14 protein-coding genes are annotated in these 12,649 nt (G+C 75.6%); 5 read left to right on the top strand and 9 right to left on the bottom strand.

What is annotated here, in order from left to right:
* Nucleotides 1-12: 12 nt before the first annotated feature.
* Both ACFVS0_RS18740 and ACFVS0_RS18745 read left to right on the top strand, forming a co-directional pair.
* Nucleotides 13-1,020 carry an NAD-dependent epimerase/dehydratase family protein gene (locus ACFVS0_RS18740; protein WP_430588809.1) on the top strand — a complete coding sequence of 336 codons (1,008 nt, stop codon included), beginning with the start codon at nt 13-15 and terminating at the stop codon, nt 1,018-1,020.
* Nucleotides 1,021-1,200: 180 nt separating this feature from the next.
* A complete protein-coding gene (locus ACFVS0_RS18745) occupies nt 1,201-1,968 on the top strand; it encodes an SDR family NAD(P)-dependent oxidoreductase (protein ID WP_430564028.1) in 768 nt (255 codons plus the stop codon).
* 85 nt (nt 1,969-2,053) lie between these two features.
* Here ACFVS0_RS18745 and ACFVS0_RS18750 read toward each other — a convergent pair whose 3' ends face one another.
* Genes ACFVS0_RS18750 through ACFVS0_RS18760 form a run of 3 tightly spaced genes read right to left on the bottom strand, consistent with a single transcriptional unit; the run spans nt 2,054 to nt 3,772 of the window.
* Entirely contained in the window at nt 2,054-2,551 is a 498-nt protein-coding gene (locus ACFVS0_RS18750) for an SRPBCC family protein (protein ID WP_430588810.1), read from the bottom strand.
* Nucleotides 2,548-2,925, bottom strand: coding sequence for an ArsR/SmtB family transcription factor (locus tag ACFVS0_RS18755; RefSeq protein ID WP_430550135.1), 378 nt, complete (start codon nt 2,923-2,925; stop codon nt 2,548-2,550). The genes ACFVS0_RS18750 and ACFVS0_RS18755 overlap by 4 nt, the downstream gene beginning before the upstream one ends.
* Nucleotides 2,926-2,965: 40 nt before the next feature.
* Nucleotides 2,966-3,772 (bottom strand): DUF2599 domain-containing protein, encoded by an 807-nt coding sequence (locus ACFVS0_RS18760; RefSeq protein ID WP_430588811.1) that lies wholly within the window; start codon nt 3,770-3,772, stop codon nt 2,966-2,968.
* A gap of 83 nt (nt 3,773-3,855) precedes the next feature.
* Here ACFVS0_RS18760 and ACFVS0_RS18765 point away from each other — a divergent pair, with 83 nt between their 5' ends.
* Nucleotides 3,856-4,728 (top strand): siderophore-interacting protein, encoded by an 873-nt coding sequence (locus ACFVS0_RS18765; protein ID WP_430588812.1) that lies wholly within the window; start codon nt 3,856-3,858, stop codon nt 4,726-4,728.
* 45 nt (nt 4,729-4,773) lie between these two features.
* On the opposite strand, the gene ACFVS0_RS18770 is transcribed toward ACFVS0_RS18765, so the two are convergent.
* The 3 genes from ACFVS0_RS18770 to ACFVS0_RS18780 form a co-directional block, all read right to left on the bottom strand.
* A complete protein-coding gene (locus ACFVS0_RS18770) occupies nt 4,774-5,913 on the bottom strand; it encodes a M24 family metallopeptidase (protein ID WP_430588813.1) in 1,140 nt (379 codons plus the stop codon).
* Between the two features lie 64 nt (nt 5,914-5,977).
* A complete protein-coding gene (locus ACFVS0_RS18775) occupies nt 5,978-6,901 on the bottom strand; it encodes an NADP-dependent oxidoreductase (RefSeq protein WP_430588814.1) in 924 nt (307 codons plus the stop codon).
* Nucleotides 6,902-6,977: 76 nt separating this feature from the next.
* A complete protein-coding gene (locus ACFVS0_RS18780) occupies nt 6,978-7,688 on the bottom strand; it encodes a DUF981 domain-containing protein (protein ID WP_430585578.1) in 711 nt (236 codons plus the stop codon).
* A gap of 124 nt (nt 7,689-7,812) precedes the next feature.
* On the opposite strand from ACFVS0_RS18780, the gene ACFVS0_RS18785 reads away from it, so the two are divergent.
* Entirely contained in the window at nt 7,813-8,430 is a 618-nt protein-coding gene (locus ACFVS0_RS18785) for a TetR/AcrR family transcriptional regulator (protein WP_430550129.1), read from the top strand.
* A 28-nt stretch (nt 8,431-8,458) separates the two neighbouring features.
* Here the strand turns inward: ACFVS0_RS18785 and ACFVS0_RS18790 are convergent, their stop codons facing one another.
* Nucleotides 8,459-9,469, bottom strand: coding sequence for a GlxA family transcriptional regulator (locus tag ACFVS0_RS18790; protein WP_430588815.1), 1,011 nt, complete (start codon nt 9,467-9,469; stop codon nt 8,459-8,461).
* 90 nt (nt 9,470-9,559) lie between these two features.
* On the opposite strand from ACFVS0_RS18790, the gene ACFVS0_RS18795 reads away from it, so the two are divergent.
* A complete protein-coding gene (locus ACFVS0_RS18795) occupies nt 9,560-10,168 on the top strand; it encodes an isochorismatase family protein (protein WP_430564034.1) in 609 nt (202 codons plus the stop codon).
* A gap of 10 nt (nt 10,169-10,178) precedes the next feature.
* Here ACFVS0_RS18795 and ACFVS0_RS18800 read toward each other — a convergent pair whose 3' ends face one another.
* Nucleotides 10,179-11,393: an amidohydrolase gene (locus ACFVS0_RS18800; RefSeq protein ID WP_430588816.1), complete on the bottom strand. Its 1,215-nt coding sequence runs from the start codon at nt 11,391-11,393 to the stop codon at nt 10,179-10,181.
* Nucleotides 11,390-12,622 carry a YncE family protein gene (locus tag ACFVS0_RS18805; RefSeq protein WP_430588817.1) on the bottom strand — a complete coding sequence of 411 codons (1,233 nt, stop codon included), beginning with the start codon at nt 12,620-12,622 and terminating at the stop codon, nt 11,390-11,392. Before ACFVS0_RS18805 ends, ACFVS0_RS18800 begins: the two co-directional genes overlap by 4 nt.
* Nucleotides 12,623-12,649 lie beyond the last annotated feature (27 nt).

Genomic DNA, 12,649 nt, shown 5'->3' on the forward strand with positions numbered 1-12,649 from the left:
AGGGTGGTGCTCATGAGGCTCCTGGTGCTGGGTGGGTCGGTGTTCCTGTCGAGGGCGGTCGCGGCGGACGCCGTGGCGCGAGGGCACGAGGTGGTGGCCGCGAACCGTGGCTCGTCGGGACCGGTGCCGGGTGGCGTGCGGCACGTGGCGCTGGACCGGGCCGACCCGTTCCCGGACGCCCTGGCCGTGGAGGGATTCGACGCCGTCGTGGACGTGTCGCGCACCCCGTCGCACGTGCGACGCGCGGTGGCCGCGCTGCCGGACGCGCACTGGGTGTTCGTCTCGACGGTCAACGTGTACGCCGACGACGCCGACCCGGGCGGGCCCGGCGTCGGGCGGCTGCGCGAGCCGCTGGTCGACGACGTCGACGGGGCGCAGGACCCGGAGGCGTACGGGGCGATGAAGGTGGCGTGCGAGGAGCTCGTCCGCGAGGGCGCGGCGAGCGCCGCGGTGGTGCGTCCGGGCCTGATCGTCGGTCCGGGGGACCCGAGCGGTCGGTTCGCGTACTGGCCGGCGCGCCTGGCCCGGGTGCTCGACGACGGCGCCGACGTCCTGGCGCCGGGCGACCCGGCCGACCCGGTGCAGGTGATCGACGTGCGCGACCTCGCGGCCTGGCTCGTCGACCTGGCAGAGCGCCGCACCCGCGGGACCTTCGACGCCGTCGGGCCGGTGACCCCGGTCGGCGACCTGCTGGCCGCGGTGGCGCGCGGGGTCGGCGCCGCGCCGCGCTGGGCATGGGCGGACGACGCCGCCCTGGCGGCGGCCGACGTCCGGCCGTGGTCGGGGGAGCGGTCGCTGCCGCTGTGGCTGCCGCGGCCCGAGTACGACGGCATGCCGGCGCACGACGCCGCGCCGGCGCGGGCCGCGGGCCTGTCGCCGCGGCCGGTGGAGGAGACCGCGCGCGACACGCTCGCGTGGCTGCGGGCGACCCCGGACGCCGCGGTCACCGGCCTGACCGCGGGGGAGGAGGGCGCCGTGCTGGCCGGGCTCCGCCGGGGCACCGGGGCCCAGGGCTCCTGACGTGGCGTGTGACGCGTCAGACCCGGCGGGGGCGCGGTCCGCCCGGCGCGCGGGGTTACGGTCGAAGGATCAGCGCCCCGACCCTCACGAGGGCCTCCGGGGCGGACGTTCGTCCCCCGGGCCGTCACCGCGCGTGACCCGTGCGCCCGCCCGCGGGGGCGTGGTGCGAAGGAGACGGACATGACGGCAGTCGGCAGCTTCGAGGGCAGGGTCGCGCTCGTGACGGGCGGCGGGTCGGGCCTCGGCGAGGCGATCAGCAAGGAGCTCGCGGGCCTCGGCGCGAAGGTCGTGGTGACGGACATCCGCCTCGACGCGGCGCAGCGCGTGGTCGACGAGATCACCGCCGCCGGCGGGGAGGCGGCCGCGTTCGAGCAGAACACGGCGGTCAAGGAGGACTCGGCCAAGGCCGTCGAGTTCGCGAAGGCCACCTTCGGGGGCCTGAACTACGCCGTCAACAACGCCGGCATCGGCGGCAAGCAGGCGCCGGCGGGCGAGACCGACCTGGACGACTGGGACCGCGTCATCGACATCAACCTCAACGGCGTGCTCTACGGCATGCGGGCGCAGATCCCCGCGATGCTCGAGCAGGGCGCCGGCCAGAGCGCGATCGTCAACATGGCGTCGATCCACGGCACGGTCGCCGCCATCGGCAACGGCGCCTACACGGCCGCGAAGCACGGCGTCGTGGGCATCACGAAGAACGCCGCCGCCGAGTACGGCGCGCAGGGGCTGCGCATCAACGCCGTGGGCCCGGGCTACATCAAGACGCCGCTGGTCGAGTCGAGCCTGCCGGCCGAGGCGCGCGAGGCCCTCGAGGGCAAGCACGTGCTGGGCCGCCTCGGCGACCCCACGGAGGTCGCGACCGTCGTGCGCTTCCTGCTGTCCGACGACGCGTCGTTCGTCACCGGCGCGTACTGGCTGGTCGACGGCGGCTACACCGCCGTCTGACGCTCGAGGCCGAGGTCGAGGCCAGGGGCACGAGGTCGAGGTCCGTGACCTCGACCTCGTGCCCTCACCTCGATCTCGGCGCCGATCAGGCCGCGAGGCCGGCGGCGAGCTCGTCGACGAGGTCGAAGCCCTCCTGCAGCCCGCCCTCCATGCCCGACTCGACGATCGCGTCGCGGACCTCGCGGCTGGGCGCGCGGGTGACGAGCGTGAGGGTGGTGACGCCGTCCTCCTCGGTGAACGTGTAGGTGTTCAGGGTCGCCGCGGCGTCGCCGTCGGGCATGCCCTCGAAGACCTCCGTGTGCACCAGGCGCTCCGGGGGCACCACCTCGGTGAACTCGCCGTGGAACGCGACCTCGAAACCGCCGTCGGCATGCATGACGTAGCGGTAGGTGCCGCCGGGGCGCGGGTCGATCTCGACGCTCGTGACGGTGCCGCGCTTGCCGGCCCACCAGCGGGCGATCAGCTCGGGCTCGGTGAACACGCGCCAGACGGTGGCCGCGGGGGCGGCGAACCGGCGCACGACCTGGATGTCGGTGTCGTTCGGCAGCGTCAGGACGGCGGTGCCGGTGGTGGTGCTGGTCATGATCGTTCTCCTCGGTGCTCCGGGGGCTGGTCCGGGTGGACGCCCGGCGGGGTCTCCAGGGTGTCGAGCAGCTCGTCGATGAGCTCGAACCGCTCCTCCCACAGCCGCTCGTACCGGCCGACCCACGCGTGGATCTCCTGCAGGGGCCGGGCGTCCGTGCGGTAGAGGCGACGACGGCCGTCGTCGCGGACCTCGACCAGCCCGACCTCGCGCAGCACCCTGAGGTGCTTGGAGACCACGGGCTGGGCGACGTGGAGCAGCTCGGCGAGCTCGCCGACGCCGCGCTCCTGCTGCGCCAGGGCGTCGAGGATCTCGCGGCGCCGAGGCTCGGCCACCGCGTTGAACGCATCCGTCGTCGTCGCCGCGCGTGCCATACGACCAACCTATGCCTATATCGGAATATGTCAAGAGGGTTCAGGAGGTCGGGTTGCAGCGCGCGGCCATCGTCGCGACCAGGCCGACGTCGGGCCGCCACGGCTCCAGGTTCCACGAGTCCTTGTCGGGCGCGCCGATCGCGTGGCACTCGAGCTGGTCGTGCATCGTCGCGGTGTCGACGTCGGGGTCCGCCGTCACCAGCTCGGCCCACACGAGGTCGGTGCCCGCCTGCCCCGCCTCCCGCGCCCAGTCCGTCGGGACGACGGCGAGGGACGGACCGCCCTCGCGGTCGCCCCAGTCGGTCCCCTCGACGGCGGTGGTGCCGAGGGTGGTCGTGACGTCGTCGTCCTCGGGTCCCGACGCGCCGTCCGCGAGGGGCCGGACCTCCAGGTGCGTGTCGTCCGCGGCGACGAGGCGCGCGCCCCGGGGGGCGGACAGCCCGCCGACCGTCGTGCCGCCGGCGCGCACCGCGACGCTGCCGTCGGCGCGGGTCTCGAACGCGCCGCCCGAGGCCAGCGCGAGCGTCACCGGATCGTCGGTGTCGTCGGCGTCGTCGACCACGGACCGCTCGAGGGCCACGGTCGACGTGCCCGCCCTCGGGTCGGGGGTGACGTGCACGGGAGGGTCGTCGAGCGCCGCGCCGGGCACCGACACCTCCAGCGTGACGTCGCCGGCCGTCACCTCGACCCGCAGGGGCTGCTCGGGGGTCGCGGTCGGTCCCGGCGTCGTCACCGTGCTCGGCGTCTCCGTCGGCGCGGGCGTCGACGGCGAGCAGGCACCGAGGGCGAGGAGCGTGACGAGGGCAGTGAGGCCGGGGAGCGCTCGCGACCGGAGGAGGGAGTGCACGCCCTCAGTCTCGGGCACGGGGCCCGTCGCGGCACCCGACCGGACCCTGGTCATCCGGGTGAGGTTCGCCTAACCTTACCGACGTGAGCACGCGAACGCTGTCGAAGCCGGTCGATCCGCACGTCCTCGTCGCCGAGGTCGTGACGACGAAGCGCCTGGGCCCGCACCTGCAACGGGTCACGCTCGGCATCGACGACATCGACCGCCTCACCCTCGTGGGCGACGACCAGTGGTTCCGGCTGTTCCTGCCGCGCCCGGGCCAGGACACGCTGAAGCTCCCGACGCGCACGTCGAACCTCGGCTGGTACGCGCAGTACCTGGCGACGCCGCGTGCCCGCCGCCCGCTGGTGCGCAACTACACGATCCGCGCGGCGCGGCCCGAGCTGCGGGAGATCGACGTGGACTTCGTGCTGCACGGCCACGACGGCGCGGCGCCCGCGGGGCCGGAGGGCGGGCACGAGCCGCTCGGCCCGGGCGCGGGTTTCGCGCTGTCCGCGCGACCCGGGGACCGGGTCGGAATCCTCGACCAGGGCACCTACCACCACCGGCAGGCCGCGTGCGACTGGCGGCTGCTCGTCGCCGACGAGAGCGGCCTGCCCGCCGTCGCCGGCATCTGCGAGGCGCTGCCCGACGACGCGCGCGGCGTCGCCGTCGTCGAGGTCCCCACCGCCGACGACCGCCAGGACTTCCGGGTGCCGGTCGGCGTCGACCTGCGGTGGGTCGAGCGCGACCGCGCCGCGGCCGACGACCCGGTCCTCGGGGAGGTGCCCGGCCGGGCCGCGCTCGAGGTCGTGCGCGGCGCCGAGCTCCCCGCGGGCAGCGGGTACGCGCTCGTCGCCGGCGAGCAGGCGCTCGCGGCCGGCGTGCGGCGGCACCTGGTGAACGAGCGGCAGTGGCCGAAGGCGGCGGTCGACTTCGTCGGCTACTGGCGGCACGGCAAGGCGTCGCCCAGCTGACCTGCCTTCCACCGGGTGGTCTCTCGCTGGAAGGTCGTTCGTGCGCTACTCGACGACGACGACCTCGTGCGGCGAGGTGTTGAGCCGCAGGGCGGCGTCCGGGGCGTCGGCGACGCCGGGGACGCCGGCCGGGAACGCGACGACGATGTCCTCGATGCGCACGCCGAACTCGCCCGGCAGGTAGATCCCCGGCTCGACGGAGAAGCACATCCCGGCCTCGACCGGGGTCTCCTCGCCCTCCACCATGTACGGCGGCTCGTGCGTCGTCAGGCCGATGCCGTGGCCGGTGCGGTGGACGAAGAACTCGCCGAACCCGGCGTCGGCGATGACGGCACGAGACGCGCGGTCGACGTCCTGGCACGTCGCTCCGGGGCGGACGGCGTCGACACCCGCCTGCTGCGCGGCGCGCACCACGTCGTGCACCTCCTGCTCGCGGTCGGTGAGCGCGCCGACGTGCACGGTGCGGGTGGTGTCGGAGCCGTAGCCGTCGGCGAGCCCGCCGAAGTCCATGACCACCATGTCGCCCTCGCGGATCACGCGGTCGCCGGCCTCGTGGTGCGGGTCGGCGCCGTTCTCGCCCGCGCACACCAGGGTGAAGTCGACCTGCTCGTGCCCGTGGGAGCGCAGCAGCGCGTCCAGGTCGTCGGACACCTCGCGCTCGGCGCGCCCCGCGAACCGGCGGGTGACGATCTCGGCGAACACGGCGTCCGCCCCGCCGCCCGCCGCGGCGAGACGGGCCACCTCCTCCGGCGACTTCGCGGCCCGCAGCATGGGCAGCACGGTCGTGACCGCTGCGTACGACGACGCGGGCAGGGTGCGCTGCAGGCCCAGCACGTGCAGCGCCCACGCCGTGTCGCTGATCGCGTACCGCCCGTCCGGGCGCAGCAGCCGGGCGGCGACCGCGTGCTCGTCCTCGCCGTCCACCCAGGCCACGGCCTCGATGCCGCCGACCGCGCCGACCTCGAGGTCGTGGGCCTCGAGCTTCGGCACCACCGCGACCGGGTCCCCGTCCACGGGCAGCACGAGCAGCGTGAGCCGCTCGAGCTCGGCGGCGGGCGTGTACCCGAGGAAGTAGCGCAGGTCGGGGCCGGGCGTCACCAGCACTCCGGCGAGGCCGGCGGCGGCGGCCTGGGCGGCGGCCCGGCGGCGGCGGTCGGCGTGCACGGCGGGGGAGAAGGGCGTCATCTGCCCAGCGTGCCGCGTGCGGCCCCGGCCTGCACCACGGTCGGGCGCGCGCTCGGGCGCACGGTCAGACGCGCACCACGATCTTGCCGCGACCGTGCCCGGTCTCGGAGGCGCGGTGGGCGTCGGCGGCGTCGGCGAGGTCGAAGACCTGACCGACCTCGACCGCGACCTTGCCGGCGTCGATCAGCGCCCCGAGCGCCTCGAGGTCGGCGCTGGACGGGCGCACCCACACGTAGTGCCCGCCGTGCTCCGTGCGCGCCGTCGCGTCCGTGATGGACGTGATCGTGCCGCCCGGGACGAGCACCGCGGCGCTGGTCGCGACGGCGTCGCCGCCCACGTAGTCGAGGGCGACGTCGACGCCGTCCGGGGCGAGGGCGCGGACGCGCTCGGCGAGCCCGTCGCCGTACGTGACGGGCTCGGCGCCCAGGTCGCGCAGGAAGTCGTGGTTGGCCTCGCTCGCGGTGCCGATGACGCGTGCGCCGAGGCTGCGCGCGATCTGCACGGCGAAGGCGCCGACGCCGCCGGCCGCCGCGTGCACCAGCACCGTCTGGCCCTCCCGCACGCCGGACCGCAGGACCGACTGGTAGGCCGAGAGCCCCGCGAGCGGCACGGCCGCCGCCTCCTCGAACGTCAGCGACGCGGGCTTGCGCGCCAGCGTGCGCACGGGCGCGGCGACGAGCTCGGCGAACGTGCCGCCGTGCACCCAGTCCTTGCGGACGTACCCGTACACCTCGTCGCCCACCTGGTGCTCGGGGGTGTCGAGGCCCACCTGTTCGACGACGCCCGCCACGTCCCAGCCCGGGACGACGGGGAACTGGGTGTCGAACAGGCCGTCCAGGTAGCCCTGGCGGACCTTCCAGTCGACGGGGTTGACGGAGGCGGCGCGCACCCGCACGACGACGACGTCCGCCCCGGGGCGTGGGTCGGGCTGGTCGGTGAGCTCGAGGACGTCGGCACCGCCGAAGCGGGAGTAGGTGATGGCTCGCATGCCCGGCACAACAGAGGCCGGGCCGCGAGACTTCCCGCGACCCGGCCCGTGCCGGCCCTGCCGTGCTGCGACGGCGTCAGCCCATGGTGTTGACGATCAGCCCGATGTGGGTGAAGAAGTTCATCGCGCCGAACAGCAGGAACGCGAGCCCGGCGAGGCCCCAGGCCCAGCCGATGACGACGCGCAGGCCGCGACCGGCGCCGTCGCGCAGGGCGAGCGGGAAGAGGATCGCGCCGAGTCCGACGAGCGCGATGAGGCCGGACATGAAGATCGCCTCGACGAGCGGGTACGCGGCGAAGGCGCCCGAGATCGGCTCCTGGGGCGGGGCGGCGAAGAGCTGGTAGGTGACGCCGGCGATCGCGATGGCGACCAGGCCGAGGCCCATGCCGAGTACGAACACGGAGACCGGGCGGGCGACGGCGCGCAGGTGGTCGGTGGCGTCCTCGCGGGCCAGCGCCTCCTTGCCGCGCGTCCACAGGTAGAAGGCCGCGGCGAGCAGCAGCACGCCGAACGCGAGGCTGGTCTCGCCGAAGATGATGTTGTCGAAGGGGAAGCCGCCGGCCGCCAGCGGCCAGGTGAGCGTCATGTGCAGCCCGGTGGCCGTGAGGATCAGGCCCAGCACGCCGAACGCGAGCGACCAGCCCTCGGCCACGACCTTCCCGGGCGCGCGCAGCAGGTCACGGCCGAGCCACACGAGCAGGATCAGGCCGGCGCCCACGGCGACGGACATCACGGTGTTGTAGGTGGGCATCTGCGCCCAGTCGATCACGAGGCCATCCGCGGCCATCAGGTTCACTGCTCGTTCATCTCCTCGGTCCGGGCCGCCCGGCGGCGGTCTGTCGATCGGCTAAACCATACGCGCGTATAGGTTATTCCGGCGCCGTCACCGTGCCGCGCCTACGATGGGCGGCGTGACGGAGGACGACCGGCCGCGGCGGCGCCGCATGGTCCAGGGGCGTGGCGCCGACAAGCAGCGCCGGATGGTCGAGGCCGCGGCGACGCTGCTCATCGACGAGGGGTTCGACGCCGTCACGCACCGCCGCGTCGCCGAGGCCGCCCGCCTGCCGCAGGGCTCGGCGTCGTACTACTTCCCGACCAGCGCGGCGCTCGTCGCGGCCGCGGTGGAGGCCGCCGAGGACGTCCGCGGCGCCGCGGCCCAGGCCGCGGCCGAGGCGCTGCCGCACCGGCGGCGGTCCGCGGCGACGGCGGCGCGGCTCCTGATCGAGGTCCTGTACGCGCCCCACGTCGACGACACCGTCGTGGCCCGCCGGCTCGACCCGATGATGACCGCGATGCGCGACCCGGCGCTGCAACCGATCATGCGGCGCTCGCGACCCCGCTTGCTCGGCGCCGCCCGTACGGTGCTGCAGGCCTCGGGGTTCGAGGGGGCGTGCGAGGACCCGCGCGACGTCGACCTCGTGGCGCACCTGGTCGACGCCGCCCTCCTCACCGCGGCCTCGTCGGGCACGGACCGAGTGCTGGACCGCGCGGGGGAGACGGTCGCCCGGCTGCTCGAGCGATGGCGCTGACGCGGCTGTCGGCGGCCGCCGGGGGGCGTCAGCCCGCGAGGCGGAACCGGGCCCGGTACTGCGCGGGCGTGGTGTCGAGCCGGCGCCGGAACGCGCGGGTCAGCGTGTCGGTCGTGCCGAAGCCGCAGGCGGTCGCCACGCGCTCCAGGGTGTCGTCGGTGGTCTCGAGCCGCTGCCGCGCCGCCTCGACGCGGACCGACTCGACGTAGGCCGCCGGCGTGGTGCCCAGCTCGGTCTTGAACAGCCGGGTGAGCTGCCGCTCGCTGACGTGCGCCCGCTCGGCGAGCTCCGCGACGGTCAGCGGGGCGGCGACGTCCCGCAGGACGTGATGACGCAGGTCGTCCACGCGCCGGGTGGTCGCGCGGGGGTCCGTGGCGACCGAGAACTGGCTCTGCCCGCCCGGCCGCTTGAGGAACATCACGAGCTGCCGGGCCACGCGCAGCGCGAGCTCCTGGCCGTGGTCGTCGGCGACCAGCGCCAGCGTCAGGTCGAGGCACGCCGTGAGCCCGGCGCCGGTCCACACGTCGCCGTCGCGCACGAAGATCGGGTCGGCGTCGACCCGGACGCCCGGGTGCTCGGCGGCGAGCTGCCGCGCCGTGGACCAGTGCGTCGTGACCCGGCGGCCCTCCAGCAGGCCCGCCTCGGCGAGGACGTGCGCCCCCACGCAGACCGACGCCACCCGGCGGGCGCCGTCGGCCAGCGCCTGCACGCGCGGCACGAGCGCGGGGTCCACGACGGCGCGGACGTGCCGCTCGGCGTCGACCCGGACCGCGCCCGGCACGACCAGGGTGTCGACCCGCCGGCCGGCCAGGTCGTCGAACGTGGCGTCGGGCAGCACGCGGACGCCCGCCGACGTGGTCACGGGGTCGGTGGTCTCCGCGGCGAGCACCACCTCGTAGCCGGTCGGGCCGTCGAGCTCGCGCGCCAGCAGCGCGAAGACCTCGGCCGGTCCGGTGACGTCGAGCAGGTCGACACCGTCGAAGAGGGTGACCACGACGAGCCGTTCGATCATGGGGATGTCCGAATCTGCGGGTTGCATGACATTGCGGACACCGTACGCCGGTTCGTAGCGTGGGGAGCGTGCCGCCACCTCGGCGCCCGATCCCTCGACCTCCTGCGGAAGGACACCATGACCAGCACCACCCTGCGCGAGCTCAGCGGCGCCGACCCGACCCCTGCGGACCTCGCCGAGGCGACCGTGATCCTGGTCGACTACCAGAACACCTACACGCGCGGCGTCATGGAGCTGGACGGCTGGGCGCCGGCCCTCGACGCCGCCGCGGACCTGCTGGCCCGCGCCCGCGCGGCGGGTGCCACGGTGATCCACGTGCAGCACGACGGCGGCGCCGGCTCGCCGTACGACCTCGCCACCGACCTGGGCCAGATCCACCCGCGGGTCGCGCCCGCGCCCGGCGAGGCCGTGGTGACGAAGACCGCCCCGGACTCGTTCCGCGGCACCGGGCTCGGCGACCTGGTGGACGCGGCCGGCCATGTCGACGTCGTGGTGGTGGGCTTCATGACGCACATGTGCGTCGCGTTCACGTCCCAGGGAGCGGCCCTGCGGGGCAACCGGCCCACCGTGGTCGCGGAGGCGTGCGCCACCCGGTCGCTCGCCAGCGCCGTCGCGCCGGTGCCCGCGGAACAGCTCCACCGGGCCGCGCTCGCGACGGTCGCCGACGCGTACGGCGTCGTCGTGGCGACCGCCGACGACCTCACCGGCCAGGCCGCGGCCGCCTGACGCGAGCCGGTCAGACGAGCACCTCGCCGTCGCGGGCGACCACCCGACCGCCCGCGACGACGAGCGCCCGGGCCGGCGCGCGCACCACGGCGTCGGGCACGTTCTCGGCGTCGACGAGCACCACGTCGGCCGGCGCGCCCGCCACGAGGTCGTGGACCTCGCGGCCCACGAACCGGGCGGCGTCCGCGGACGCGACGCGGGCGGCGGTGACGAGCTCCTCGTCGTACCGCAGGCCCGACAGCCGGGCGAGCTGCGTGGTCAGCGCGAGCAGGTCGCCTGTGCCGTACGGGGACCACAGGTCGCGGATGCCGTCGGTGCCCAGGCCGACGGGGACACCGGCCTCGCGCAGCGCCAGCAGCGGCAGGGGAGCGGCGCCGATCGGCGCCACCGTGGTCATGGTGATCCCGGCCTCGGCCATGGCCGCGACCAGGTCGGCCTGGCGCGACCCGGCGAGCTGTCCGACGGCGAAGCCGTGCGCCACGTTGACCCTGCCCTGCAGCCCGGCCCGCAGGGTGCGGTCGATCATCAGCTCGATCTGGAACGCGCCGAGCTCGCCCCCGTCGTGCAGATGCACGTCGACGCCGACGCCGCGCTCCTCGGCGATCGCGAACAGCCCGTCGAGCTGCCCCACCGGGTCGCGGTCGATCGACGCGGGGTCGAGGCCGCCGACGTGCTCGGCGCCCGCGGCCGCCGCCCGGTCCAGCAGCTCCAGGACCCCGGGGCGCCGCAGCACGCCGTCCTGCGGGAACGCGACGATCTCCGCGTGCACGGCGCCGCCGAGCGCCGCGACCGCCTCGCGCACCACCTCGATGCCGCGCAGGCCGACGCCGAGGTCGACGTCCACGTGCGTGCGCACCGCCGTCGTGCCCGTGCGGACCGACTCGCGCAGCACCGCCAGCGTGACGTCCACGCCGGGGATGCCGAGCTCGTCGCGGTGCGCGCGCTCGTGCGCGATGCGCGCCCGGACGCCCGGCTCGCCGCCGTAGCTCACCCACGGCTTGCCCCACCACGACTTGTCGACGTGCGCGTGCGCGTTGACCAGCCCGGGCAGGGCCAGCAGGCCGCGACCGTCGACCTCCCCGTCCATCGCGCCCTCGGCGGGCGCCGCGGTCGCGTCGTGCGGCACGACGGCGGTGATCGCGCCGTCCGCCACGTGCAGGTCGGCGGCGTCGCCGCCCCAGGGGCGCACGTTGCGGATCACGGTGACGTCGGGGCTGCTGGTCATGGGCGGTCCTCCTCGAAGGGGACGACCGCCTGCGGTCGTCCGGGGATGGTGATCTCGTAGCTCTCGTCGGCGCCGTCGAGCGCCGCCGCGAGCGGGACGACGGTCGCGCCGTCCCAGGCCTCCTGCTGGGTGTAGCCGCCGGCGAGCACGCCGTACGCCTCCCCGTCGGGTCCGCGCCACACGGTGACCGTCTCGTGCCGGCGGTCGGTCGGGAGCACGACGTCGGCGCCGTCCGGCCCGACCACCTCGATGCTCGGGCCCGACCCGGCGTTGCCGAACGGGCCGTTGCCGGCGATCACGAGGGTGCCGTCGTCGGCGCGGGCCACGCCGTGCTGGTGGGAGTCGGCGGTCAGGTCGGTGGTCGTGACGTCGCCGGTGCCGGGGTCGACGCGCGCCAGGGCCCGGCCCTGGTAGGGCAGCAGCAGGTCGCCGTCGTCGTCGAGGACGGCGTAGTGCGGCTTCTCGAACGACGCGAGGCCGCCCTCGCGGCCGAACGGCGCCACCTCGATCGCGCGGGCGCGCTCGCGCTCCGGGTCGACGACCGTGACGGTGAACCCGTCGTGGTCGACCGTGTACACCTCGTCGCCGTCGTCGCGCACGAGGACGTCGAACGGGCGCAGGCCCACCGGCACGGAGGAGACGACCTCGCCCGTGTCGGCGTCGAGCGTCTCGAGGAACGCCGCGTCCCCCGTGCTCACCGCGACGTGCACGCGCTCGCCGTCGGGGGACACCGCCAGCCCGAGGCCGCCGCGACGGTATTCGCCGTAGGCGAGGCGCGTGGTCGCGTGCTCGTACGCGAACAGGTCCGTGCGCTCGCGGGTGTCGAGGTCCACGACCGCGACCCCCTCGGCGGTGGAGACGAAGGCGCGGCGGGAGCCCTCGTCCACGGCGACGCCCCACGGCGCGGTGCCGACGGTGATCTCGTCGACGACGGCGCTGCTCCGGCGGACGGCCGGGTCGACCACCGCGAGCGTGTCGCGCTCGGCCTGCGTGGCCAGCAGCAGCTGGGTTGGGGCGGCCTCGGCCGACGGCGTTGGCGCGGCCGACGTGCCCGGGCTCTGTGTCGGGCTCTGTGTCGGGCCCTGTGGCGGGGTCTGTGGCGGGCCCGGCGTCGTCGTGCCCGCGGGCGGCTGCGGAGCCGCGCAGGCGCCGAGGGCGAGCAGGGTGGTGGCGACCGCGAGGGCCCCTGCGGCACGGGCCGGGCGGCGCGTGCGGCGGGCGGGGGTCACGATCAGATGGTATGCCATATTCTCCTC

This window comes from Isoptericola sp. NPDC058082, from assembly GCF_042885055.1.
In the GTDB taxonomy this organism is placed as follows: Bacteria; Actinomycetota; Actinomycetes; order Actinomycetales; family Cellulomonadaceae; genus Isoptericola.